The sequence below is a fragment of the Inquilinus sp. CAU 1745 genome, from assembly GCF_039839375.1.
GTDB lineage: Bacteria > Pseudomonadota > Alphaproteobacteria > DSM-16000 > Inquilinaceae > JBDOQU01.
The window spans coordinates 179,051-204,460 of sequence record NZ_JBDOQU010000001.1; the positions used below are offsets into that span (position 1 = coordinate 179,051).

Sequence of the window (25,410 nt, forward strand, 5' to 3'; positions counted from 1 at the left end):
TCCGGCCCGGCCGGCCCTTCTCCCGAGGTTCGACGCAACAGTACCGACCGGCGACGCCGAATTCCAGACGCCACGGTCCTCGCACCGCCATGCGGTTGCGTGATAAGAGCGGTGCGCGAAACCCTCAACTCCCCCGAGTCACCGCATCCGATGGCAAAGACGAAGCGACCCCGTTCGGCATCCACCCGGCAGCGCCGACCCTCCGGCAAGCCCTCCGGCCGGACGGGCGGCTTCTGGGTCGCCGCCGGCGCCTGCGGCCTCGCCGCGACCCTGCTGGCCGGCGTGGCGGTCGGCCGGTGGGCGACGGAAGACGCCGTCCCGGCAGCGGAGGTCGCGGCGGTCCAGCCCGCGCCCGCGCCTGCCGTTGCGCCCGCGCCGATCCCGAAACCTGATCCGGATTTAAGAACGACGCTGTCGGCCGTACCCGCTCCCGTGCCCGAACCGCCCGCCGCGACGGTGGAGGAAGAAGCCCCGCGGAAGCCGGCCTGGGTGCGTTATGCCGTGCCGGCTCCGCCCTCTGCGAACCAGCCGATGATCGCCATCGTGATCGACGATCTGGGCGTCAACCTCTCCGGAACCCGCGGAATCACCGCTCTTCCCGGCCCGCTGACCCTGTCCTTCATGACCTATGCGGAGAATCTGGAGCAACAGACGGACGCCGCCCGCGCGCAGGGGCACGAACTGTTCCTCCATTTCCCGATGGAGCCGATGTCCGAATCGGCCGATCCCGGCCCCAACGCGCTCCTGACCAGCCTGTCCGATCAGGAGATCGAGGATCGTCTCGCCTGGGGGCTCGACCGGTTCGACGGCTATGTCGGGGTCAACAACCATATGGGTAGCCGCTTCACCAGCGATGCCGAGGGGATGGAGCTGGTGCTGCGCGAGCTCGACCGTCGCGGCCTCATCTTCCTCGACAGCATGACCGCCGCCTCCTCGGTCGGCGCGGAGGTGGCGGCGGAATTCGATATCCCCTTCGTCTCCCGGGACGTCTTCCTGGACAATGAGCGGGATGCGGCGGCCATAGCCCGCACCCTGCAGGCCCTTGAGGAGAAGGCCCGCGCCGACGGGACCGCCATCGGCATCGGCCATCCCTATGAGGAGACGATAGAAGCCCTCCGCCAATGGCTGCCGACGCTGGAGGAAAAGGGCATCACCCTGGCCCCCGTCAGCGCCATCGCCGCGGCCTCCACGGAAACTGTCAGCGGTGATGAGATGGTGCGCCTGGATTCCGGATCACGTCCGGAATGATCCTGTTCTTTGTTGGTCGTCCCGGACTTGATCCGGGATCCAGGGGCGCGGCCGCTTCAGGCCTCGACACCGTATGGATGCTGGATCAAGTCCAGCATGACATTGTTTTTGTTGGTCATTCCGGACTTGATCCGGAATCCATAGGACCTCGGCGCATCGCCGCCGCCAGCGTCAGGGCGGCCGTATAGGCGACGAATTCCATGAAGCTCATCTTCAGCCCGCCCTCGCCAGCGCCAGCTTCGCGCCCAGCCCGATGAAGAAGGCCCCGAAGATGCGGTCGGTCCATTTCGAGGCGCGGGCGTAGGCCTGCCGCACCCGCCCGATGCCCATCACCGCGGCGACCAGCGAGAACCAGACAAAGGCCGTGGCCACGCAGCCCGCGCCGAAGGCGATCTGGATTGCGATCGGCGTCGCCGGGTCGATCATCTGGCTGAACAAGGCGAGGAAGAACATCGTGGCCTTGGGATTGAACAGGTTCACGACGAAGCCGTTGGCGAAGGCTTGGCCCGCCGTCTTCCCGTCCTTCGGCGCATCCGTGGTGGTGGCGAGCGCGACGCCCGGAGAGCGCAGGGCGCGGACGCCCATATAGATCAGGTAGGCCGCGCCCAGCCATTTGATCAGGTTGAACAGCAGGATCGACTGGGAGATCAGGAGCCCGATGCCCGCGACGCAATAGCCGATATGGATGACAAGACCGGCGGCGATGCCCGCCGCCGTGTAGATCCCGGTCCGCGCGGAAAATCCCAGGCTGTTGCGCAGGACGACAAGGAAATCCGGCCCCGGCGACATCATCCCGCCCAGAAAGACGGCATAGACGAGAGCCACTCCCGCCAGGCTTTCCATGTGATCCTCCCTCGCTCCGCACGTGCGGCCGGACGGCTAGAGATCGTTTCGCGACCGCCGCGCGGCGTAGCGGACGGCTTCCTCCGCCGCACGCACCACGGCGCGGGCCTTCGACCGCGTCTCCTGGAACTCCGCCTCCGGGTCGCTGTCCGCGACCACGCCGCCGCCGGCCTGAACGTGAAGCTGCCCATCCTTCACCACGCCGGTGCGCAGCGCGATGCAGGTGTCCATGTCGCCATTGGCGCTGAAATAGCCGACCGCCCCGGCATAGATGCCCCGGCGCGAAACCTCCAGCTCGTCGATGATCTCCATCGCCCGGACCTTCGGCGCGCCGGAGACGGTGCCGGCCGGGAAGCCGGCAACCAGCGCGTCGACCGCATCCAGCCCTGGCTTCAGCCGCCCGACGACGTTGGAGACGATGTGCATGACGTGGGAGTAGTTCTCGATCTGGAACTTCTCCGTCACCCGGACGCTGCCGATCTCCGCCACCCGGCCGACATCGTTGCGCCCCAGGTCCAGCAGCATCAGATGCTCGGCCAGTTCCTTGGGGTCGGACAGCAGGTCGTCGGCCAGCGCCCGGTCCTCCTCCGGCGTCGCGCCGCGCCGGCGGGTGCCGGCGATCGGCCGGATCGTGACCTCGTCGCCCCGGCGGCGGACCAGGATCTCCGGGCTGGATCCGACGATCGAGAACCCGTCCATGTCCAGGTAATAGAGGAAGGGGGAGGGGTTCAGCCGGCGCAGGCTGCGATAGAGCGCGAAGGGCGACAGCGCGAAGGGCAGGGTGAAGCGCTGGGACGGCACGACCTGGAAGATATCGCCGGCGCGAACGTACTCCTTCGCCCGCTCCACCACCGAATGATAAGCCTCCCGCGTCATGTTGGAGGTCGGCTCCGGCAGGTTCTCCAGGTCGCCGCTATCCTCCCGGTGCGGCGGCAGGCTGCGGTCCAGGTCGGCGACCGCTTCGGCCAGCCGCTCATGGGCCTGGTCCCAGGCGGCGTCCGCGCCCAGATCGGGATGCGGCCGGACCGGCGTCACCAGCGTGATCTGGTCTTCGATATTGTCGAAGACGGCGATCAGCGTCGGGCGCATCATCACGCTGTCGGGAACGTCCAGCACGTCTGGGTTGGAATCGGGAATCCGCTCCATCTCCCGGATCATGTCGTAGCCCAGATAGCCGAACAGGCCGGCCGCCAGCGGCGCCAGATGGCCGGGCAGGTCGATCCGGCTTTCCGCGATCAGCGACCGCAGCGAATCGAGCGGCCGGGCGTCCACCGGCTCGAAGGCGTGCCGGTCCTGCCGGGCTCGCCGGTTGATCTCGACCTTGCCGCGCCGGCACCGCCAGACCAGGTCGGGCTTCAGGCCGATGCCGGAATAGCGCTCCCTGACCGCGCCGCCCTTCACCGATTCCAGCAGGAAGCTGTAGGGGTGGCCGGCGGCCAGCTTCAGCATCGCGGAAACCGGCGTCTCCAGGTCCGCGACCAGCGTCGTGGAGACGACCTGCGGACGTCCGGCTTCGTAGATCTCTCTGAACGTCGCCAAATCCGGTGAAAGCGGCATCGCCTCAGCCTTGCCGGTAATACTGTTCCAGGGTGTCGCGGTGGATCTCCACCCCCACCTCCCGGCGAAGCGCCTCGGTGAACTGCGCCGCCAGGTCGTTGCCGATCGCCGTTTCCGCCTCCGCCGCCAGCGCCTCGGCCGCTTCGTCGTCCGTGGCTTCCGGCACCGTGATGTCGGTCAGGAGCGCCGCCACATGCCCGTCCTCCGGCATGGGGACCGTCGCGGTGTCGCCCGACTCCGCCGCGAACAGGGCGTCGACCAGCGTCGTGGGCCAATCGCCCGCATCGCTGCCGTCGCGATGGAAGGTCGCCGTCGCCGGTTCCGGCAGACCCAGATCGGCGGCGATCGTCGCCGGGTCGTCGCCGGCCGTCAGCCGCGCGGCAACGTCGGCCGCGATCTCCTGCGCCATCCGGTCCCGCTCCGCCGCCCGCCAGGCCTCCAGCAACTCCGTCCGCACCTCTTCGATCGGGCGGACCTGGGGTTCGATGATCTCGTCCGCCCGCACAAGGAAATAGACGCCGTCGGCGGTGTCGGTCAGGCGGCTCGTCTCGCCCTCGGCAAGCTGGAAGGCTTCCGCCAGCACGTCCTCCTGCGCCTGAAGGTCCGGCATCTCGGCATCGTCCCGCACCGATCCGTCCCGCGCGACCGGCGGCGTGGTGACCGTCTCCAACCCGAACTGCGTGGCGATCTCGTCCAGCCCGGAGCCGCCGGCCAGCCCGTCCTCGATCTGGTTGGCGATCTCGAACAGCGAATCCAGCGCGCTCTCCAGCTTCAAATCCTGCTCGATTTCGGCGCGCGCCTCCTCGAACGGAACCGTGCCGCCGGAAGCGATCTCCGTCACCGCCAGCACGTGCCAGCCGAACGGGCTTTCCACAGGCTCGCTGACGCCGCTTTCCTCCAGCGCGAAGCCGGCCTCCGCCAGTTGCGGCAGCATCACTTCGCGAGGCGCCGACTCCAGCGCGATGACCGATGCTTCGGTGTTCTCCAGCGTCTCCAGCCCCGCCTGGAGGGAGCCCGCCTCGCGCGCCGCCTCGGCGATCCGCGCCGCTGTCTCCTGGTCCTCGACCACCACCTGGTCGAAGGCCCGCATCTCCGGCGTCTCGAACTCCTCGATCCGGGCGTCATATTCGGCGCGTACCAGATCCTCCCCGACCGACTCGCCTTCGGCCAAATCGGCGGCGGACAGGCTGGCCACCGTCAGGACGCGATATTCCGGCGCCTCGAAAAGCGCCGGGTTGGCTTCATAGAAGCTCTGGAGCTCTTCCTCGCTCGGCTCCGGGACCTCCTCCACCGCGCTCAGCGGAACCGGGACCAGCGTCGCCGTCCGCGTCTCGTCGCGATAGCGGTGCAGGGCGGAAACCAGGACTGTCGGCGGCTCCGCCCCGGCCGACACCGCGCCGACGATCTGCTGACGCGCCAGATCGTTGCGCAGCAGCGCGACATAGGCGCCTTCGGTAAGGCCGCTCGCTCCCAGAACCTGCCGGAACCGCGCCGCGTCGAACGATCCCGTAGCGCCCTGGAACATCGGCTGCCGCGAGATCGCCTGGGCGACCGCTTCCTGGGAAGGAGCGATCCCAGCCTCGGCGATAAGGTTGTCCAGCAGCGCGCCGTTCACCAGCCGCTCGACGGTCTGGTCCAGCATGCCCATGGAGATCGCCTGCTCCGCCCCGAATTCCGGTCCGAAGATCTGGCGCATCTGGTTCACGTCGTTCTGGAAGGCGCTGTTGACCGCCTGGAGCGAGATTTCGATATCGCCCACCTCCGCCACCGTCTGATCGGGGCCGCGATCCCGGAACAGGTCGCCGATGCCCCAGACCGCGAAGCTTACGATCAGGACGGCGAAGAGTATCTTGACGACCCAGGAGCCGACCTTGCTGCGGATGATCTGGAGCATAATTGTGGGCTACTCGCGATGAAATTCCAGGAAACTGAAAGACCCCGGCCGGCGGCGGGGCGCGGCATCATAGAAGCGGCCTCCGCCACCGGCAACAGGCGGCTGGACCCATTCCCCCGACCCCGATTTCTCTGCCCTGTTCATCGGCCGGCCGGCTTGGTAAAGCATCCCTGCTTGGAATCTGTGATCGGGGGGCCTGGACGCGCATGCTGAGGAAGCTGATAGCCGGAAACTGGAAGATGAACGGGCTCAAGGCCGAGGGCGTGGCCCTGGCGCGGGATCTCGGCATCCGATACGCGGAGGATGAGGACGCCGCCTTCGACATGCTGATCTGCCCGCCGGCGACGCTGATCGACTCCGTGGGAGAGGTGATTGCCGGGTCGGGGATCCTGCTGGGGGGGCAGGACTGCCACAGCGAGACAGCGGGCGCCCATACCGGCGACGTCTCGGCTGAGATGCTGGCCGATCTTGGCTGCTCCTGGGTCATCGTTGGCCATTCCGAACGCCGGCAGGACCATGGCGAGATCGATCTGGCGGTGGCCGAGAAGGCGAAGGCCGTCCACCGCGCCGGCCTCTGCGCCATCATCTGCATCGGCGAGACTGAGGCGGAGAGGGCGGCCGGCCACGCGCTTTCCATCTGCTCCCGCCAGCTTGCCGGGTCGATCCCGACCAACGCCACGGCGGAGAACACGGTGATCGCCTATGAGCCGGTCTGGGCGATCGGCACCGGCAAGACCGCGACGGCGGGCGACGTGGCCGATGTCCACAGCCATATCAGGGCCGAGCTGTCGCGGAAGATCGCCGACGCCGACAAGGTGCGCATACTCTATGGCGGGTCGGTCAAGCCGGCCAACGCGGCGGAACTCATGTCCGTCCCGAACGTCGATGGCGCGCTGGTCGGCGGCGCCAGCCTGAAGGCCGACGACTTTTGGGCGATCGGGCAAAGTTGCGCCTAGCCATCGCCGCCAAGGTCCGCTAAAAGGTCGCCGCGACGACGTGGCGGCGTCCTTTCGGCGCGCCCATTGGCATTCCCAAACAGGTGATCCGTTGCAACAGATCGTTCTGGTCATTCATCTGCTGATCGCGCTCGCGCTGGTGGGCACGGTCCTGATTCAGCGTAGCGAGGGCGGCGGGCTCGGCATGGGCGGCGGCGCCGGTCCCATGACGTCCACGCGCAGCTCCGGCAATCTGCTGACCCGGACGACGGCGGTCCTGGCCGCCTGCTTCATGGCGACCAGCATCGTCCTGGCGATCCTGGCCGGCGGCCGGACGGCGACGCCGCCCTCGATCGTCGATCAGATCCCGCAGGCGACCGAAACCCCGGCGCCCAGCCAGGAGCCGGCGGTCCCGCTCGGCGACTGAGGCCGGGCGTTGCGGATATACGGTTATGCGAGAGGCGGCCCCGGCCGCCTCTTCTCTTTATATGTGGCATGAACTTGGATTAAGGTGATCGTCCATGACGCGGTACATCTTCATTACCGGCGGCGTGGTGTCCTCATTGGGCAAGGGGCTGGCGGCGGCGGCGCTCGGCGCGCTTCTCCAGGCCAGGGGGTACAAGGTCCGGCTGCGCAAGCTCGACCCCTACCTCAATGTCGACCCCGGAACCATGAGCCCGACCCAGCATGGCGAGGTGTTCGTCACCGATGACGGGGCGGAAACCGACCTCGACCTCGGCCATTACGAACGCTTCACCGGCGTCTCCGCGCGCAAGAGCGACAACGTCACCTCCGGCCGCATCTATTCCAGCGTGCTGGCCCGTGAGCGGCATGGCGACTATCTGGGCGCGACCGTCCAGGTCATTCCCCACGTCACCGACGCCATCAAGGAGTTCATCCGCGGCGACGTGACGGACGAGGATTTCGTCCTGTGCGAGATCGGCGGCACGGTCGGCGACATCGAAAGCCTGCCCTTCCTGGAGGCCATCCGGCAGTTCGGGAACGAGATCGGGACCGAGCGCGCGCTGTTCATTCATGTCACGCTGCTGCCCTACATCCCGGCGGCGGGAGAGCTGAAGACCAAGCCCACCCAGCATTCGGTGAAGGAGCTGCTGTCGGTCGGCATCCAGCCGGCGATGCTGCTTTGCCGGTCCGACCGCCCGATCCCGGAGAACGAACGCCGCAAGATCGCGCTGTTCTGCAACATGAAGCAGGAACGGGTGATCGCGGCGCTGGACGTCGACACGATCTATCAGGTGCCGGTCAGCTATCACGAACAGGGTTTCGACGATCAGGTCCTGGCCTATTTCGGCCTTGAGGCGAAGGACGAACCCGACCTTTCGATGTGGAAAGAGATCGTCCAGCGGGTTCGCGCGCCGGAGGGCGAGGTCACGATCGGCGTCGTCGGCAAGTACACCTCGCTGATCGACAGCTACAAGAGCCTCGGCGAATCGCTGGTCCATGGCGGCATAGCGAACAATGTCCGCGTGAACCTGAAATGGATGGATTCGTCGATCTTCGATTCGGAGGATGCGGTCGTCCATCTGGAAGGCGTCGACGGCATCTTGGTCCCCGGCGGCTTCGGGGAGCGCGGGACCGAAGGCAAGATTCGCGCGGCCCAGTTCGCGCGTGAGCACAAGGTGCCCTATTTCGGCATCTGCTTCGGGATGCAGATGGCGGTGATCGAAGCCGCCCGGAACCTCGCCGGCCTGCGCGGCGCCAGCTCGACCGAATTCGGGTCGACCGATATACCCGTCGTCGGGCTGATGACCGAATGGACGCGCGGCAACGAGCGGGAGGTCCGCAACGTCGAAAGCGACCTCGGCGGCACCATGCGGCTCGGCGCCTATGACGCCGTGCTGACGGAGGACAGCAAGGTCCGGGACATCTACCGGTCGCCGGTGATCAGCGAGCGGCATCGCCATCGCTATGAGGTCAACATCAACTACCGCAATCAGCTCGAACAGGCGGGCATGCTGTTCTCCGGCCTGTCGCCGGACGGCATCCTGCCTGAGATCGTGGAACTGCCCGACCATCCCTGGTTCATCGGCGTGCAGTTCCATCCGGAGTTGAAATCCAAGCCGTTCGACCCGCACCCGCTCTTCACCTCCTTCATCCGGGCGGCGATCGAGCAGAGCCGGCTGGTTTAGATTCGAGCCACAGGGAAGAATGATGATTTCTCAGAAGACCGTTGCCGTCGGTTCCCTGGCGATCGCCAACGACCGTCCCTTCACGCTGATCGCCGGCCCCTGCCAACTCGAAAGCCGCGATCACGCGCTGGAGATGAGCCAGGCGCTGGTAGAGATGACGAAGCGGCTGGGCGTCGGCCTCATCTACAAGACCTCCTACGACAAGGCCAACCGCACCTCGGCGACGGCGGCGCGGGGCCTCGGCATGGCGAAAAGCCTGCCGATCCTGGCCGAGGTCAGGGAGAAATTCGGCTGCCCCGTCCTGACTGACGTCCATGCGGCAGACCAGTGCGCGCCTGTCGCCGAAGCCGTCGACGTGCTACAGATCCCGGCCTTCCTCTGCCGCCAGACCGACCTTCTGGAAGCCGCCGCGCGGACGGGCAGGGCGGTCAACGTCAAGAAGGGCCAGTTCCTCGCCCCGTGGGACATGAAGAACGTCGCGGCCAAGATCACCGGCGCGGGCAACGACAAGGTGCTGCTGACGGAGCGGGGGGCCAGCTTCGGCTATAACGCGCTCGTCTCCGACATGCGCTCCCTGCCGATCATGGCGGCGACGGGCCATCCCGTGGTCTTCGACGCCACCCATTCCGTCCAGCAGCCGGGCGGGCAGGGGACCTCGACCGGCGGCCAACGGGAATTCGTGCCCGTCCTCGCCCGCGCCGCGATCTCGGTCGGCGTGGCGGCGGTCTTCATGGAGACCCACCAGGACCCCGACAACGCCCCCAGCGACGGCCCCAACATGGTGCCGCTCAGCGAGATGGAGGGGATCTTGGAAACGCTGATCGCCTTCGACCGCATCGCCAAGGCCCGCCCCGTCGCCATCGGCTGAGAAGCGTCCTTACTTCAAGGTTCCCTCATTCGTCATTCCGGACTTGATCCGGAATCCATAGGCCAACGCCGCTTCACCGGCGGCGAAGGACAAGACGCCGCCCCGGCGACCATCGACACCTTATGGATGCTGGATCAAGTCCAGCATGACGATTCTCTAAAACGCCTCCACGCCCTACCCCACGCTCACCGGCCGGGCCTCCATCGCCGGTGCCGGCCTCTCGTGCCGGCGGGCGAGGTAGGTGTAGACCGTCGGCACCACGAACAGCGTCAGCAGCGTGCCCAGCGTCATGCCGCCCACGATGACCCAGCCGATCTGCTGCCGGCTCTCCGCGCCCGCGCCGGCCGCCAGCGCCAACGGCACCGCGCCGAACACCATCGCGCCTGTGGTCATCAGGATCGGCCGCAGCCTCAGCTTCGCCGCCTCGATCGCCGCCTCGGCCTTGCCCTTGCCGGCTTCCTGGAGCTGGTTGGCGAACTCCACGATCAGGATGCCGTGCTTGGTGATCAGGCCGATCAGCGTCACCAGGCCGATCTGGCTGAAGACGTTCAGCGTCCCGCCGGTGAGATAGAGCGCCAGCAGCGCGCCGGTCATCGACAGCGGCACCGTCACCATGATGATGATCGGGTCGATGAAGCTCTCGAACTGGGCGGCCAGCACCAGATAGATGAAGCCCAGCGCCAGCACGAAGACGAAGTAGAGGCTGCTGCCGCTCTCGAAGAATTCCCGCGACTGGCCGTCATAGTCGAACTGGACGCCTTCGTCCGGTAGCAGGTCTTCGGCCGTCTGCCGCATGAACTGCAGCGCCTCGCCCAGCGGATAACCGGGCGCGAGGTTGGCCGTGATGGTGGATGAGCGGAGCTGGTTGAAGCGCGGCAGTTCCTTCGGCGCGACCGTCTCCTCGATATCGACCAGATTGGAGAGCTGGATCATCGTGTCGTCGCTGCCGCTGACATAGATGTCGCGCAGATCGTTCGGCGTGTTCCGTTCCGACGGCTCCACCTGCACGATCACGTCGTACTGCTCGCCATTCTGCTCGAACCGGGTCACCTGCCGGCCGCCCAGCAGCGTCTCCAGCGTCCGGCCGACGGTGGCGACGCTGGCGCCGACATCGGCGACGCGCTCCCGGTCCAAATCGATCTCGATCTGCGGCTTGTTCAGCTTCAGGTCGGTCTCCAGATTCATCAGCCCCGGATTCTCCCGGGCCGCCGCCATCAGCGTCTGGACGTAGCCGTTCAGCTCCTCATAGCTGCCGGAGGTCTGGATGACGAATTCGACCGGCTTGCTGCTCGCCCCGCCGCCCAGCGAGGGCGGGTTGATGGCGAAAGCCAGCAGCCCGGGGATGGAGTAAAGCTGCGGCGTCACCTCGGCGACGACCTCCTGCTGAGACCGCTCGCGCTCATCCCAGGGAACCAGCGAGGAGAAGGAGATGGCCTGCGTCACGTCGGGGAAGCCCGCGATGACGAAGATGTCGTCCACCTCCGGCACGCCGGACAGAATGCCCTCGAACTGCTGGGCATAGCGGCTGGTGTAGCCGATGGTCGATCCCACGGGCGCGACGCCGATGGACAGCACCACGCCGCGATCCTCGACCGGGGCCAGTTCCGAATCCAGGTTGGTGAACAGGAAATAGCTTGCCCCGCCGACGCCGAGCGCGACCAGCACCACCAGCGGCCGCACCTTCAGCGCGCCGGACAGCAGCCGCCCATAGCCCTGCGTCATGCCGTTGAAGAACCGCTCCAGCATCATGTAGAGCCGGCCGTGCTTCTCCTTGTTGCTCAAAAGCCGGCTGCACATCATCGGCGACAGGGTCAGCGCGATGAAGCCGGAGATCAGCACCGTACCGGCCAGCGTCAGGGCGAATTCGGTGAACAGCCGACCTGTCCGGCCGGGGGCGAAGGCGACGGGCGCATAGACTGCCGCCAGGGTCAGCGTCATGGCGACCACCGCGCCGGAGATCTCGCGGATGCCCTCGACCGCCGCCCGGCGCGGCGGGATGCCTTCCTCGACCTTCCGGTAGATGTTCTCCAGCACCACGATGGCGTCGTCGACGACGAGGCCGATCGCCAGCACCATGGACAGCAGCGTCAGCGTGTTGATGGTGAAGCCCAGCGCGTACATCACCGCGAAGGCGCCGATCAGCGACACCGGGATGGTCACCAGCGGCACGATGGTGGCGCGGAAGGTGCGCAGGAAGACGAAGATCACCAGCACGACCAGCACCACGGCTTCCGCGATGGTCGTGTAGACGGCCTCGATCGAGGCGTCGATGAAGATCGCGGTGTCGTAGGCGATTTCCAGATTCATGCCTTCCGGCAGCGTCTCCAGGATGTTCGGCAACGCCTCCCGCACCGCGTCCGACACGTCCAGCGGGTTCGCCGTCGCCTGCTTGACCACGCCGATGGCGATGGCGTTCTGTCCGTTGAAGCGGGCGGTGTTGCGCGCCTCTTCGGAGCCCAGTTCGACCCGCGCCACATCGTCCAGGCGGACGGGGAAGCCGTCGGCGTCCTTGACGATGATGTCGCGGAACTGCTCCGCCGTCGTCAGGCCGGTCCGCGACAGGACGGTGAACTCCCGGTCCACACTCTCGATCCGGCCGGAGGGAACCTCCAGGTTCTGCGCCCGCAGCGCATCCTCGACGTCCTGGACCGTGAGGTCGTAGGCAGCCAGCCGCGCCCGGTCGATCCAGATGCGCATGGCGTAGCGCCGCTCGCCGTAGATCTGGATCTCCGCGACGCCGTTCAGGTTCTGAAGCTGGTCCGTCACCGTCCGGTCGGCATAGTCCGTCAGATCGAGCGGCGACAGCCGGTCGCTGGTCAGCACCATGAAGATCACTGGCTGGGCGTCGGCCTCGACCTTGGCGATGATCGGTTCCTCGATCTCGTCGGGCAGTTGCCCGCGCACCCGGCCCACCCGGTCGCGCACGTCGCTGGCCGCCACGTCCGGATCGGTGTCCAGCGAGAAGTTGATCGTGATCCGGCTGGATTCCGACCGGCTGGTCGAGGTGATGGTCTCGATGCCCGCGATGCCGGCGACCGAGCCTTCGATGATCTGCGTCACCTGGCTTTCGACGATTTCCGGGCTCGCGCCGGTATAGGTCGTGGTGACGGAGACGACGGGTTCGTCGATGTTCGGATATTCGCGCACGGTCAGCCGGTCGAACGCCACCACGCCGATCAGGACCATCAGCAGGCTCATCACCGTCGAGAAGACGGGCCGCTCGATGCAGAATTCGGAGAGCTTCATGGATCAGGCCCCAGCCTCGGTCCCGGTTTCAGCCCGGGCCTGGGCCTCGGTGTCCAGGATGGTCACGGGCGCGCCGTCCTGCAGCTTCATCTGGCCCGCATTCACCACGACCGCGTCGGGCTCGAGCCCCGCCACGATCTCGACCATGCCGCCCTCGACGCGCTGGCCGATCTCCACTTCGGTGAACACGGCCTTGCCATCGACGACCCGATAGACATATTTCTGCTCGCCCTGCGGCACGATCGCGGATTCCTGGACCAGGATCGACTCCTCGCGGGTGTCGACCAGGATCGAGACCCTGGCGAACAGGCCGGGGCGCAGCAGGTCGGTATCGTTGGGGATACGGGCGCGGAGTTGGAGGGCGCGACCGTTCACGTCGATCAGGGGGTCGATCGCATAGATGCTTCCCTCGAAGGTCCGGTCGGGGATGGCGTCGACGGTTATCGTGATCTCCTGCCCGACCTCGACCTCCGTGAGATAGATCGCCGGCACGCGGAAATCGACCTTGATCGGGTCGATCTGCTCCAGGTTGACGATGTTCTCCCCGGCCGCGACATAGTCTCCGACGCTGACGGAGCGGAGGCCGATGCGGCCGTCGAACGGCGCGTTGATCGTGGCCTCGGCAAGCAGCGCCTCGGCCAGCGCCACCCGCGCCTCGTCGGCGCGCAGGGTCGACAGCGCCTCGTCGAGCGCCTGTTGGGTCCCGGTGCCCTGGCTGGCCAGCCTGTTGGCGCGGTCGTAATTTGCGCGGCTGAGGGACAGGCTCGCGCGCGCTTCGGCCAGTTCGGCCTCCAGCACCGTCCGTTCCATTCGGATCAGCGGCTGGCCCTGCTCGACCTCGCCGCCTTCCTCGAACATGATTTCCGCGACCCGGCCCGCCACCTTGGGTGCGATATTCGCCGATTCGTTCGCCCGCAGCGTGCCGACGGCCGAAACCTCCGTCGTCACCGCATCGATGGTGACCGGCCCGGCCTCCACCGGAACGCCCGGCGGGACGCCGCCCGTCTGGGCCTGCGCCTGGGCGCCATTGTCCTGGCTGGGGCGGATGCCGAAATACCATCCGGCCCCTGCGAGAACGCAGAAGGCGACAGCGCTGATCAACAGGGTTCGCTTCATAAAAGATGCACCTTCAAAAAAGTTGGACTGGCCAGTCCAATGCCCAATATGATGGTTGAAGGGAGACGTTCAAGATTGGCGACGAACGTTTTATCACGCACCGGACGCGCAAGGCATGAGGCGATTCTGACGGCCGCCGCGCGCGCCTTCCTGGAGGAAGGTTACGGCATCAGCATCGATCGCGTGGCCGAACGGGCCGGCGTCTCCAAACAGACCGTCTACAATCATTTTGGCAGCAAGGAGGATCTGTTCGGCGAGGCTGTGGCGCTGCTGATCCAGGATCTGACCGTGCCGCTGGACACCGCGCCGAAGGACAGCGATCCGGAGATTGTCCTCCGCCAGCTCGCCCGGCAGTCCCTGTCCATGGCGCTGGAGCCGGAATATCTGAACGGCCATCGCCTGATGGTCGCCGAAGCCCAGCGTTTCCCGGAATTCGCGGCGATGGCCTATGAGGCGGGCGTGGCGCGCGTCACCCGCAGCCTCGCCAATTATCTGGCCGACCAGACTGCGAGGGGGCGGCTCGCGGTGAAGGAAGCCACGCTGGCGGCGGAGCATTTCTTCGGCATGGTCACCGGCCATATCCATCTGCGCGCCCTGATGGGCGCCGGCGCGATCCCCACCGCCGAACAGATCGACCGCCATGTCGACCTCGCGGTGGCGACCTTCCTCAGGGCCTACCGGCCGTCCTGAAATCCATGTCCCCAGAGTTCCTTGAGAGTTCCTTGCGCGGGCGGGGCGGGATGGGTAACAGTGCGTGCGCTATCAAGGCCCCCCATCGTTTCCCAGAATAGCAAGGACCGCTTAGCGATGACCGCCATCGTCGATATCCATGCCCGTGAAATCCTGGACAGCCGCGGCAATCCGACCGTGGAGGTCGACGTGACGCTGGAGAGTGGAGCCTTCGGCCGCGCCGCCGTGCCGTCCGGCGCCTCCACCGGCGCGCATGAGGCCGTGGAGAAGCGGGACGGCGACAAGGGCCGCTATCTGGGCAAGGGCGTGCGCGACGCCGTGGATGCGGTGAACGGAGAGATTTTCGACACGCTGAGCGGGCTCGACGCCGAGGAACAGTTCGCCATCGACCGCATGATGATCGAACTGGACGGCACGCCCAACAAGGGTCGGCTGGGCGCCAACGCCATCCTGGGCGTCAGCCTGGCGGTCGCCAAGGCCGCCGCGACCGACGCCGGACTGCCGCTCTACCGCTATGTCGGCGGGGCGGGCGCGCGCACGCTGCCGGTGCCGATGATGAACATCATCAATGGCGGCGCCCACGCCGACAATCCCATCGACATCCAGGAATTCATGATCATGCCGGTGTCCGCGGAGACTGCGGGCGAGGCGGTGCGCATGGGATCGGAGGTTTTCCACGCCCTGAAGAAGGGGCTGAAGGATGCCGGCCACAACACCAATGTCGGGGACGAGGGCGGCTTCGCCCCCAACCTCGCCTCGACCGACGAGGCGCTGGGCTATGTGATGAAGGCGATCGAGGCTGCGGGCTACAGGCCGGGGGAAGATGTCTTCCTGGCCCTCGACCCGGCTTCGACCGAGTTCTTCGAGAATGGACGCTATAACCTGGCCGGGGAGAACAGGGTCCTCGACAGCGACGGCATGGTGAAATTCTACGAGGAGATGGTTTCCCGCTACCCGATCCTGTCGATCGAGGACGGCCTGGCGGAGGACGACTGGGAGGGGTGGAAGGCGCTCACCGCAGCCATTGGCGACAAGGTACAGCTTGTCGGCGACGATCTCTTCGTCACCAATCCGGAGCGGCTGGCCGACGGCATCGCGAAGGGCGTGGGCAATTCGATCCTGGTCAAGGTCAATCAGATCGGCACGCTCAGCGAAGCGCTGGAAGCCGTCGGGATGGCCCACAAGGCCGGCTACACTGCTGTGATGTCTCACCGCTCGGGCGAGACGGAGGACGCGACGATCGCCGACCTGGCGGTCGCAACGAACTGCGGCCAGATAAAGACCGGTTCGCTCAGCCGCACCGACCGCATCGCGAAGTACAACCAGCTCCTCAGGATCGAGGAGGGGCTGGGCGCGGCCGCGCACTATGCCGGGCGGGACGTCCTTCGCCGCTGACGGGCCGCTGTTTCCATAATTGACTTGGCTTTTCTTATATCCGGAAAGCCTTCTTTTGAATTGACGCGGTGGAATCGACGTGATTCCATCGCGTCATGATCTGGAGCGGAACCCTCAGAAGAACTTTGCAGCCGGCTATAGTGCCGGCGCTTGGCGTTTGTCTGCTCGGTTATTTCGCCTATCATACGGTCCAGGGCGACCACGGGTTGATCGCCCGCAGCCATCTCAAGCTGGAAGTCGCTGAAGCCAAAGAGGTTCTGGAGGATCTCCGGGAGCGGCGGCAATATCTTGAGCATCGGGCCGATCTCTTGAATCCCGAACATCTCGACCTCGACATGCTGGACGAACGTCTTCGCGCGGTGCTGAACTACACGCACCCGGACGAGGTGGTGGTCTATACCGGAAAATAATCTGCGCGCTTACTGAATTGTGCAGCTTTGCTGCATTGCACAATCGCCCTTTCGCCTAAACCCCTGACGCAATTGGTCTTTCGCGCATCCCCGATATTCGCGAAATGAGGGTCCGAAAGCGCGTTTTGGCGCTCCGTCGGCTTGCAAAAGGGACGACGCCGGTCTAGCTGTAACCAGCCATTTCACTCCCGCCGCCCTTGGCCGTATCCGCCGGGCGATCGGGCAACGATTGACTTTCGGGAGGACTCCCTTGGCCACACCCAAGCGTCGAACCACCAAAGCCAAACCCCCGGCGGCCAAACCTGCGGCCAGATCCTCCGCCGCGACCAGATCCCCGGGCAGACCCCGAACCGGGACAAGATCGACGACGCCGGCCGCGTCGAAGGAAGACCTTCTCACCTACTACCGCGAAATGCTGATGATCCGGCGTTTCGAGGAGAAGGCCGGCCAGCTCTACGGCATGGGGCTGATCGGCGGCTTCTGCCACCTCTATATCGGCCAGGAGGCCGTGGTGGTGGGGATGCAGGCGGCGGCCGAACCGCAGGACACCGTCATCACCGGCTATCGCGACCATGGCCATATGCTGGCCTGCGGCATGGAAGCTCGCGGCGTGATGGCGGAGCTGACGGGCCGTCGCGGCGGCTATTCCAAGGGCAAGGGCGGCTCGATGCACATGTTCAGCCGGGAGAAGAACTTCTTCGGCGGGCACGGCATCGTCGCCGCCCAGGTGCCGCTGGGCACCGGGCTGGCCTTCGCGCACAAGTACAAGGAAGACAACGGCGTCACCATGACCTACCTGGGCGACGGCGCGGTCAACCAGGGCCAGGTCTATGAGAGCTTCAACATGGCGGCTCTCTGGAAGCTGCCGGTCGTCTATGTGATCGAGAACAACCAGTACGGCATGGGCACCTCGGTCAAGCGCGCTTCGGCCAGCACGGACCTCTATGAGCGCGGCCACGCCTACGGCATTCCGGGCAAACAGGTAGACGGCATGGATGTCGTCGCGGTCAAGGCGGCGGCGGACGAGGCGCTGGCCGACGCCCGGTCCGGCAAGGGCCCGCAGATCCTTGAGATGATGACCTATCGCTATCGCGGCCACTCAATGTCCGATCCGGCCAAGTACCGGACGAAGGAGGAAGTCTCGCAATACAAGGACACCCGTGACCCGATCGAGCATGTCAAGAAGCTGCTGATCGACGGCGATCACGCCGGCGAGGATGAACTGAAGGCGATCGACAAGGAAATTCGCGGCGTCGTCAACGACTCCGCCGAATTCGCGCAAGCGAGTCCGGAGCCCGATCCGGAAGAGCTGTGGACCGACGTCCTGATCGAAGCCTGACCCAATTGCGGATGGCTCGGGCGTTCGGGGGCCATTACGGCCCGTCGCCCAAGAGCCGCCTCCCGGAGGATATGTGATGCCGATTGAGATTCTGATGCCGGCTTTGTCGCCGACGATGACCGAGGGGACGCTGGCTTCCTGGCACAAGAAGGAAGGCGAGGCGGTGTCGATCGGCGACGTGATCGCGGAGATCGAGACCGACAAGGCGACGATGGAGGTCGAGGCCGTCGACGAGGGGACGCTGGGCAAGATCCTGGTGGCCGAGGGGACGGAGGGCGTGGCGGTGAACACGCCGATCGCGGTGCTGCTGGAGGAGGGGGAGGACGCCTCCGCCGTCGACGTCGCAGCAGCGGAGAAACCCGCCGAAGAAGCCGCCGAGGAAGCCGAAAGCCCACAAAAGCCGACAAAAGCCGACGCCGAGGAAAAATCCGAGGCCGCGAGGACCGAACCGCCGAAGGCCAAAATCCCGCCCTCCGACGAGGACAAGTTCTTCGACAAGACCAGGCGCCAGACCGTCCGGGAGGCCCTGCGCGACGCGATGGCGGAGGAAATGCGCCGCGACGACACGGTCTTCCTGATGGGCGAGGAAGTCGCCGAATATCAGGGCGCGTACAAGGTCAGCCAGGGGCTGCTGGACGAATTCGGGGCCAAGCGGGTGATCGACACGCCGATCACCGAGCACGGCTTTGCCGGGCTGGGCGTCGGCGCGGCGTTCGGCAAGCTGAAGCCGATCGTCGAGTTCATGACCTTCAACTTCGCCATGCAGGCGATCGATCAGATCATCAACTCCGCCGCCAAGACGCTCTATATGTCCGGCGGCCAGATGGGCTGCTCCATGGTTTTCCGCGGGCCGAACGGCGCGGCCTCCCGCGTCGCCGCCCAGCACAGCCAGGATTACGCGAGCTGGTACGGCCACGTCCCCGGTCTCAAGGTCGTAGCACCCTGGTCGGCGGCCGACGCCAAGGGCTTGCTGAAATCCGCCATCCGCGACCCGAACCCGATCGTCTTCCTGGAGCATGAACTCCTCTACGGCCAGAGCTTCGACGTGCCGGAGAGCGAGGATTTCATCGTACCCATCGGCCGCGCCAAGGTGGTGCGTCAGGGCAAGGATGTGACCATCGTCGCCTATTCGATGATGGTCGGGAAGTCGCTGGAGGCCGCTGAGAAGCTGGCGGAGGAAGGGATCGACGCGGAGGTGATCGATTTGCGGACCATCCGCCCGCTCGATATCGACACCGTCGTGGAAAGCGTGCGCAAGACCAACCGGATCGTCACGGTCGAGGAAGGCTGGGCCTATGCCGGCATCGGGTCGGAGGTCGCCTCGCTGGTGATGGAGCACGCGTTCGACTATCTGGACGCGCCGCCGGCCCGCGTCGCCCATGCGAACGTGCCGCTGCCTTACGCCGCCAACCTGGAGCTTCTGGCGCTGCCGCAGCCCGCCCAGATCGCGGAGGCGGCCAAGGCCGTCTGCTATCGTAGCTGAAGCTGAACGCAAACAGGACATGAGGCCGCCTGAGCGCGGCCGTCGAGAGGAGACATCGATGCCGATCAAGATCCTGATGCCGGCTTTGTCGCCGACGATGACCGAGGGGACGCTGGCTTCCTGGCACAAGAAGGAAGGCGAGGCGGTGTCGATCGGCGACGTGATCGCGGAGATCGAGACCGACAAGGCGACAATGGAGGTCGAGGCGGTTGACGAGGGGACGCTGGGCAAGATCCTGGTGGCCGAGGGGACGGAGGGCGTGGCGGTGAACACGCCGATCGCGGTGCTGCTGGAGGAGGGGGAGGACGCCTCCGCCGCCGACGCCGCAGCAGCGGAAAAGCCGGCGGAGAAACCCGCCGAGGAAGCCGAAAGCCCACAAAAGCCGACAAAAGCCGACGCTGAGGAAAAATCCGAAGCCCCGAAGGCCGAACCGTCGAAGAAGGCGGAGCCCGCCGCGCAGCCGGAGGGCGACCGAATCTTCGCCAGCCCGCTGGCGCGCCGCATGGCCAAGAATGCCGGCATCGATCTCGCCACGCTGAAGGGCTCCGGCCCCGGCGGCCGGATCGTCAAGGCGGATGTCGAGGCCGCCGGCGAGGGCGCCCCGGCCAAGGCGGCCGCCGAGCCGAAGGCCGCTGAGGCTCCGGCCAGGGCCGCTCCCGTGGCGGCCGGGCCGGACGCGAAGAAGCTCGCCGACGCCTACGGCATTCCCTATACGGAGGCGAAGAACAACAACATCCGCAAGACCGTCGCCCGCCGCCTCACGGAGGCCAAGCAGACGGTCCCGCATTTCTATCTGACGGTGGATTGCGAGATCGATGCCCTCCTGAAGCTGCGCAAGCAGTTGAACGAGCGCGACGACGTGAAGCTGTCGGTGAACGACCTCGTCATCAAGGCCGCCGCAATCGCGCTGCGGCAGGTCCCGGCGGCCAACGCTTCGTGGACCGACGAGGCGATCCTGATGTACGACCGGATCGACATCTCCGTCGCCGTGGCGACCGACAACGGCCTCATCACGCCGATCATCAAGGCCGCCGACACCAAGGGACTCTCGACCATCTCCGCCGAGATGAAGGACCTCGCCGGCCGGGCGCGGGAAGGCAAGCTGAAGCCGGAGGAGTTCCAGGGCGGCACCTTCTCTATCTCCAATCTCGGCATGTACGGCATCAAGGATTTCGCCGCGATCATCAACCCGCCTCAGGGCTGCATCCTGGCCGTCGGCGCGGGGCAGCAGCAGCCGGTCGTCAAGGACGGCGCGCTCGCCATCGCTACGGTCATGAGCTGCACGCTCTCCGTCGACCATCGCGTGGTCGACGGCGCGGTGGGCGCGGAATACCTCCAGGCCTTCAAGAAGCTGATCCAGGACCCGCTGGGCATGATGCTTTGAACCAAAACATCGTCATGCCGGACTTGATCCGGCATCCATGCGGCGTCGATGGCGGGCGGGATCGTTCCCGGTCCTTCACCGTCCGCGCAGTGTCGCCGGCCCGTGGATGCCGGATCAAGTCCGGCATGACGGTTTCTTGAGGCGCGGACGCAACCGCCTAGGCGGACCAACCAACAGGGGAGAAGACCCTTGGCCGACACAAAATTCGATCTGATCGTGCTGGGCGCGGGGCCGGGCGGCTACGTGGCGGCGATCCGCGCCGCGCAACTCGGCGTGAAGGCGGCCGTCGTGGAGCGCGAGCATCTGGGCGGCATCTGCCTCAACTGGGGCTGCATCCCGACCAAGGCGCTGCTGCGCTCTTCGGAGATCGGCCATCTGCTTCAGAATCTGGACGCTTACGGCTTCTCCGCCAAGGAGGTGTCGTTCGATATCGACAAGGTCGTCCAACGGTCCCGCAAGGTCGCGGCACAGCTTTCCGGCGGTGTGAAGCACCTCCTGAAGAAGAACAAAGTGACCGTCATCGACGGCGCCGGAACGCTTCAGGGCAAGGGCAAGCTGGCGGTGGAGAAGGACGGCAAGCCGGTCGCCACGCTGGAGGCGCCGCACATCATCATCGCCACCGGCGCGCGCGCCCGCACGCTTCCAGGCCTTGAGCCGGATGGAGAGCAGGTCTGGACCTACAAGGAGGCGATGGTCCCCAAGACGATGCCGAAATCGCTGCTGGTCATCGGCTCAGGCGCGATCGGGATAGAATTCGCCAGCTTCTACCGCTTCATGGGCGCCGAGGTGACGGTGGTCGAGGTGATGGACCGCATCCTGCCCGTGGAGGATGAGGAGATCTCCGCCCACGCCCGCAAGCAGTTCGAGAAGCAGGGCATGAAGATCCTCACCTCCGCCAAGGTGGAGAAGCTGGACAAGGCGAAGGACGGGGTGACGGCGACCGTCGATGTCGGCGGCAAGAAGCAGCAGATCAAGACCGAGAAGGTGATCCTCGCCATCGGCATCGCCGGCAATGTCGAGAATATCGGTCTCGACAACACCAAGGTCAAAACCGACCGCGGACACATCCTGGTCGATGAATGGCTGCGGACGGACGAGCCGGGGGTCTACGCCATCGGCGACGTGGTCGGCGCGCCCTGGCTGGCGCACAAGGCCAGCCACGAAGGCGTCATCTGCGTGGAGAAGATCGCCGGCGTGAAGGACGTTCATCCGCTGGACGTCACCAACATCCCCGGCTGCACCTACTGCACCCCGCAGATCGCCAGCGTCGGCCTGACGGAGAAGAAGGCCAAGGAGCAGGGCCACGAGGTCAAGGTGGGCCGCTTCCCCTTCATGGGCAACGGCAAGGCGATCGCGCTGGGGGAGCCCGAAGGCATGGTGAAGACCGTGTTCGACGCGAAGACCGGGGAGCTTCTGGGCGCCCATATGGTCGGCGCGGAGGTGACGGAGCTGATCCAGGGCTTCGGCATCGCCAAGTCGCTGGAGACGACGGAAGCCGACCTGATGCACACGGTGTTCCCGCATCCCACCCTGTCCGAGATGATGCATGAAAGCGTGCTCGACGCGTACGGGCGCGCCATTCATTTCTGACCGTCGACTTGGAAGGACGGGCCGCCGGGCCCACCTTCCAATCATCGTCGGACGATCCTAAAGAACGACCAAGGCCAAGCCTGATGGCGACCACGCCCCAGAAAGTCAGACACCCGGAAAAGGCGCATCGTCCCGACAATCCGATCCAGCGGAAACCGTCCTGGATCAGGGTGAAGGCCCCGGTGTCGAAGGAATACCACCAGACAAGGGCGCTGATGCGCAGCCTGGACCTCGTCACGGTGTGCGAGGAGGCGGCCTGCCCTAACATCGGCGAATGCTGGTCGAAGGGCCATGCGACGGTGATGATCCTGGGCTCCGTCTGCACGCGCGCCTGCGCCTTCTGCAACGTCTCCACCGGCCGGCCGGATCAGGTCGACCCGCACGAGCCCGAGCATATCGCGGAGATGGTCACCCGCGTCGGCCTCAACCACATCGTCATCACCTCGGTCGACCGCGACGACCTGGAGGATGGCGGGGCGCGGCATTTCGCGAACGTCATCAACGCCGTGCGCGAGGCTTCGCCGGACACGACGATCGAGATATTGACGCCTGATTTCAAGGGCAAGAAGGGCGCTCTTGAGATCGTGGTCGAGGCGCGACCCGACGTCTTCAACCATAATCTCGAAACCGCGCCGCGCCTCTACCCGTCGATCCGGCCGGGCGCGCGCTATTTCACCTCGCTCAACCTCCTGAACCGGGTGAAGGAGATCGACCCGTCGATCTTCACCAAGTCCGGCATCATGGTCGGGCTGGGGGAGGGGCGGGACGAGGTCCATCAGGTGATGGACGATCTCCGCTCCGCCGATGTCGACTTCATGACCATCGGCCAGTATCTCCAGCCGACGCCCAAGCACGCGAAGGTCGACCGCTTCGTGACGCCGGAGGAATTCGGCGGCTATGAGAAGGTCGGGCGCGGCAAGGGTTTCCTCATGATCTCCGCGACGCCGCTGACCCGGTCCTCCTACCATGCCGACAGCGATTTCGCGAAGCTGAGGGCGGCCCGTGACGCCCGGCTGTCGGGTCTCCCCTCGATGGATATCGTCGAACTGGCGGCTGTCTGACGCCATGCCTACCCATGCCGAAGAACGCATCCTCCCCTATACGCCGGAGCAGATGTTCGACCTGGTCGCGGATGTGGAGAGATATCCGCAGTTCCTGCCCTGGTGCCTCGCCTCGCGCATCCGCAAGCGGACGCCGGACCTGATCGTCGCCGATCTGGTGATCGGCTTCCGAATGGTCAGGGAAAGGTTCACCAGCCAGGTCAATCTCGACCGGCCGGGAACCATCGACGTGAAGTACATCGAGGGGCCGCTCCGGCACCTCAACAATCACTGGAAGTTCTATCCGCATCCCGATGGCTGCAAGATCGATTTCTTCGTGGATTTCGAGTTTCGCTCTAAGGTTCTTCAGACGCTGATCGGGGCGCTGTTCAACGAGGCGTTCCGGCGCATGGTCACGGCGTTCGAGGCGCGGGCGAAGGCGCTTTACGGCTCAGGCGATACGCCCGCCGTCCCGGCGTCACGGTCGGCTTCCTGAACTTTCCACAGCCTCGGCCGCCAGTTCCAGCGCCGCCCTGACGCTCGAGAGCCGCACGGCCTCCCGATCCCCCGGAAAGATGAAGCAGTGGGCGACAGGCTTGCCGCCCCGTTTCATGATGCCGATATAGACAAGGCCGACGGGCTTCGCCTCCGTTCCGCCGCCCGGCCCGGCGACACCCGTCACCGATATCGCCAAATCGGCGCGCGACCGCGCCAGCGCGCCCCGCGCCATCGCCTCGGCGACCTCCGCGCTGACCGCGCCGACCTCCGCGATCAGGACGGCCGGAACGTCCAGAAGCTCCGTCTTGGCCTCGTTGGAATAGGTGACGAAGCCGCGCTCATAGACATCCGACGATCCCGCGATGGTGGTGATCGCCGCGCCGATCAGCCCGCCGGTGCAGCTTTCCGCCGTCGCCACGCGCCAGCCGCGCGCCCTGCAGGCGTCGATCAGGCGGATGGCGTCAGCGCTCATGGCAGGATCACCGTCGCGGTCGCCTGCGCGGCGATCCCTTCGCCCCGGCCGGTGAAGCCTAGCCTTTCCGTCGTCGTCGCCTTGACGCTGACGCGGCCGGACTCCAGCCCCGTCAGTTCGGCGATCCGTGCGACCATCGCGGCCCGGTGCGGGCCGATCTTCGGCGTCTCGCAGATCAGGGTGACATCGACATGGCCGATCCGGCCGCCGCGCTCCGCGACCATCGCCGCGACATGGCGCAGGAAGAGGGCGCTGTCGGCGTCCTTCCAGCGCGGGTCGCTGGGCGGGAAATGCAGCCCGATATCGCCTTCGCCCAAGGCGCCCAGCAGCGCATCCGTCAGGGCGTGGAGGCCGACATCGGCGTCGGAATGGCCGGCCAGCCCCAGCGCGTGGGGGATGGTCACGCCGCAGAGGATCAGCGGCCGGTCCGGGACCAGTCGATGAACGTCGAAGCCGTTGCCGACCCGGATGTCCGGTGTTCCGCCCAATATCCTCTCGGCGCGCGCCATGTCGCCGGCGCTGGTGATCTTCATATTGTCCTCGTTCCCCTCCACGATCCCGATCGGCAGGCCAGCAGCCTCGGCGACGGCGGAATCGTCGGTCAGCGATTGTCCTTCCACCAGCCGATGCGCCGCCAGCAGCGGCCCGAACCGGAAGCCCTGCGGCGTCTGCGCCCGCCAGAGGCCGGTGCGGTCGACGGTCGCGCCCACCGTTCCGTCCGCGCCGGCGCGCTTCAGCGTGTCGACCACGGGTACGCCGGGAATGACCGCCGGATGGACGGCCAGCGCCTCGATGACCCGGTCTATGGTTCCCGCATCGACCAGCGGCCGGGCGGCGTCATGGACCAGCACCAGGTCCGGCGCGGCCGCCTCCAGCGCCTCCAGCCCGCGCCGCACCGATTCCTGCCGCGTCGCGCCGCCGGGAACGGGCGAGGGCAGGGGAAGGTCGCCCAGGCTGGCGCGATAATGCTCCTCATGATCCGCGTCGATCACTGCCAGCACCCGGTCGACCGACGGATGCCGCAGGAAGGCCTGCGCCGTCCGCCGGATCATGGGCGCGCCGGAAAGGTCGCGGTACTGCTTCGGGATCGCGCCGCCGAACCGCTCGCCCCGTCCGGCGGCGACGATCAGCGCGGCGACGGACGGGCTGCCACTGGGGGTGTCCATGGATGAGGACTCGTCTCTCTGCATTGCGCGGGCGACCCTATCGGGGAAGCGGCGGCCGGCCAAGCAAGATGAACGCTTGATTCCAT

21 protein-coding genes are annotated in these 25,410 nt (G+C 66.3%); 14 read left to right on the forward strand and 7 right to left on the reverse strand.

The window, feature by feature from the left end:
• Nucleotides 1-150: 150 nt before the first annotated feature.
• Nucleotides 151-1,248, forward strand: a complete 1,098-nt coding sequence (locus AAFN89_RS00885) for a divergent polysaccharide deacetylase family protein (RefSeq protein ID WP_347534941.1) — start codon at nt 151-153, stop codon at nt 1,246-1,248.
• A 213-nt stretch (nt 1,249-1,461) separates the two neighbouring features.
• Here the strand turns inward: AAFN89_RS00885 and AAFN89_RS00890 are convergent, their stop codons facing one another.
• Genes AAFN89_RS00890 through AAFN89_RS00900 form a run of 3 tightly spaced genes read right to left on the reverse strand, consistent with a single transcriptional unit; the run spans nt 1,462 to nt 5,542 of the window.
• On the reverse strand, nt 1,462-2,091 hold the full coding sequence (locus tag AAFN89_RS00890; RefSeq protein WP_347534943.1) for a LysE family transporter: 630 nt from the start codon (nt 2,089-2,091) through the stop codon (nt 1,462-1,464).
• Between the two features lie 36 nt (nt 2,092-2,127).
• Nucleotides 2,128-3,648 (reverse strand): anthranilate synthase component I, encoded by a 1,521-nt coding sequence (gene trpE / locus AAFN89_RS00895; RefSeq protein WP_347534945.1) that lies wholly within the window; start codon nt 3,646-3,648, stop codon nt 2,128-2,130.
• 4 nt (nt 3,649-3,652) lie between these two features.
• Nucleotides 3,653-5,542 carry a SurA N-terminal domain-containing protein gene (locus AAFN89_RS00900; RefSeq protein WP_347534947.1) on the reverse strand — a complete coding sequence of 630 codons (1,890 nt, stop codon included), beginning with the start codon at nt 5,540-5,542 and terminating at the stop codon, nt 3,653-3,655.
• A 206-nt stretch (nt 5,543-5,748) separates the two neighbouring features.
• Here AAFN89_RS00900 and tpiA point away from each other — a divergent pair, with 206 nt between their 5' ends.
• The 4 genes from tpiA (at nt 5,749) to kdsA (ending at nt 9,495) form a co-directional block, all read left to right on the forward strand.
• A complete protein-coding gene (gene tpiA / locus AAFN89_RS00905; protein ID WP_347534949.1) occupies nt 5,749-6,498 on the forward strand; it encodes a triose-phosphate isomerase in 750 nt (249 codons plus the stop codon).
• A gap of 91 nt (nt 6,499-6,589) precedes the next feature.
• A complete protein-coding gene (secG, locus tag AAFN89_RS00910) occupies nt 6,590-6,904 on the forward strand; it encodes a preprotein translocase subunit SecG (protein ID WP_347534951.1) in 315 nt (104 codons plus the stop codon).
• Nucleotides 6,905-6,998: 94 nt separating this feature from the next.
• Nucleotides 6,999-8,627 carry a CTP synthase gene (locus tag AAFN89_RS00915; RefSeq protein WP_347534952.1) on the forward strand — a complete coding sequence of 543 codons (1,629 nt, stop codon included), beginning with the start codon at nt 6,999-7,001 and terminating at the stop codon, nt 8,625-8,627.
• Between the two features lie 22 nt (nt 8,628-8,649).
• Nucleotides 8,650-9,495, forward strand: coding sequence for a 3-deoxy-8-phosphooctulonate synthase (kdsA, locus tag AAFN89_RS00920; RefSeq protein WP_347534953.1), 846 nt, complete (start codon nt 8,650-8,652; stop codon nt 9,493-9,495).
• Between the two features lie 174 nt (nt 9,496-9,669).
• Here kdsA and AAFN89_RS00925 read toward each other — a convergent pair whose 3' ends face one another.
• Nucleotides 9,670-12,741, reverse strand: coding sequence for an efflux RND transporter permease subunit (locus tag AAFN89_RS00925; RefSeq protein WP_347534954.1), 3,072 nt, complete (start codon nt 12,739-12,741; stop codon nt 9,670-9,672).
• A gap of 3 nt (nt 12,742-12,744) precedes the next feature.
• Complete coding sequence (locus AAFN89_RS00930; RefSeq protein WP_347534955.1) at nt 12,745-13,857, reverse strand: efflux RND transporter periplasmic adaptor subunit; 1,113 nt, start codon at nt 13,855-13,857, stop codon at nt 12,745-12,747.
• Between the two features lie 75 nt (nt 13,858-13,932).
• Between AAFN89_RS00930 and AAFN89_RS00935 the strand changes: the two genes are divergently transcribed.
• The 9 genes from AAFN89_RS00935 to AAFN89_RS00975 all read left to right on the forward strand — a co-directional run bounded on the left by AAFN89_RS00935 (nt 13,933) and on the right by AAFN89_RS00975 (nt 23,684).
• On the forward strand, nt 13,933-14,547 hold the full coding sequence (locus AAFN89_RS00935) for a TetR/AcrR family transcriptional regulator (protein WP_347534956.1): 615 nt from the start codon (nt 13,933-13,935) through the stop codon (nt 14,545-14,547).
• A 117-nt stretch (nt 14,548-14,664) separates the two neighbouring features.
• Nucleotides 14,665-15,942 (forward strand): phosphopyruvate hydratase, encoded by a 1,278-nt coding sequence (gene eno, locus AAFN89_RS00940; protein WP_347534957.1) that lies wholly within the window; start codon nt 14,665-14,667, stop codon nt 15,940-15,942.
• A gap of 95 nt (nt 15,943-16,037) precedes the next feature.
• Nucleotides 16,038-16,352: a septum formation initiator family protein gene (locus AAFN89_RS00945; protein WP_347534959.1), complete on the forward strand. Its 315-nt coding sequence runs from the start codon at nt 16,038-16,040 to the stop codon at nt 16,350-16,352.
• 250 nt (nt 16,353-16,602) lie between these two features.
• Nucleotides 16,603-17,691, forward strand: coding sequence for a pyruvate dehydrogenase (acetyl-transferring) E1 component subunit alpha (gene pdhA, locus AAFN89_RS00950; RefSeq protein WP_347534961.1), 1,089 nt, complete (start codon nt 16,603-16,605; stop codon nt 17,689-17,691).
• A 76-nt stretch (nt 17,692-17,767) separates the two neighbouring features.
• On the forward strand, nt 17,768-19,174 hold the full coding sequence (locus tag AAFN89_RS00955) for a pyruvate dehydrogenase complex E1 component subunit beta (protein WP_347534963.1): 1,407 nt from the start codon (nt 17,768-17,770) through the stop codon (nt 19,172-19,174).
• Nucleotides 19,175-19,232: 58 nt separating this feature from the next.
• Nucleotides 19,233-20,558, forward strand: a complete 1,326-nt coding sequence (locus tag AAFN89_RS00960; RefSeq protein WP_347534965.1) for a pyruvate dehydrogenase complex dihydrolipoamide acetyltransferase — start codon at nt 19,233-19,235, stop codon at nt 20,556-20,558.
• A gap of 189 nt (nt 20,559-20,747) precedes the next feature.
• Nucleotides 20,748-22,148, forward strand: coding sequence for a dihydrolipoyl dehydrogenase (gene lpdA / locus AAFN89_RS00965; protein ID WP_347534967.1), 1,401 nt, complete (start codon nt 20,748-20,750; stop codon nt 22,146-22,148).
• Nucleotides 22,149-22,231: 83 nt separating this feature from the next.
• Nucleotides 22,232-23,209 carry a lipoyl synthase gene (gene lipA / locus AAFN89_RS00970; RefSeq protein WP_347534969.1) on the forward strand — a complete coding sequence of 326 codons (978 nt, stop codon included), beginning with the start codon at nt 22,232-22,234 and terminating at the stop codon, nt 23,207-23,209.
• A gap of 4 nt (nt 23,210-23,213) precedes the next feature.
• Nucleotides 23,214-23,684: a type II toxin-antitoxin system RatA family toxin gene (locus AAFN89_RS00975; RefSeq protein WP_347534971.1), complete on the forward strand. Its 471-nt coding sequence runs from the start codon at nt 23,214-23,216 to the stop codon at nt 23,682-23,684.
• Here AAFN89_RS00975 and AAFN89_RS00980 read toward each other — a convergent pair.
• Nucleotides 23,667-24,158: a nicotinamide-nucleotide amidohydrolase family protein gene (locus AAFN89_RS00980; protein ID WP_347534973.1), complete on the reverse strand. Its 492-nt coding sequence runs from the start codon at nt 24,156-24,158 to the stop codon at nt 23,667-23,669. The two genes, AAFN89_RS00975 and AAFN89_RS00980, sit on opposite strands and share 18 nt — an antisense overlap.
• A complete protein-coding gene (locus AAFN89_RS00985) occupies nt 24,155-25,324 on the reverse strand; it encodes a bifunctional 2-C-methyl-D-erythritol 4-phosphate cytidylyltransferase/2-C-methyl-D-erythritol 2,4-cyclodiphosphate synthase (RefSeq protein ID WP_347534975.1) in 1,170 nt (389 codons plus the stop codon). The genes AAFN89_RS00980 and AAFN89_RS00985 overlap by 4 nt, the downstream gene beginning before the upstream one ends.
• Nucleotides 25,325-25,410: the final 86 nt, after the last annotated feature.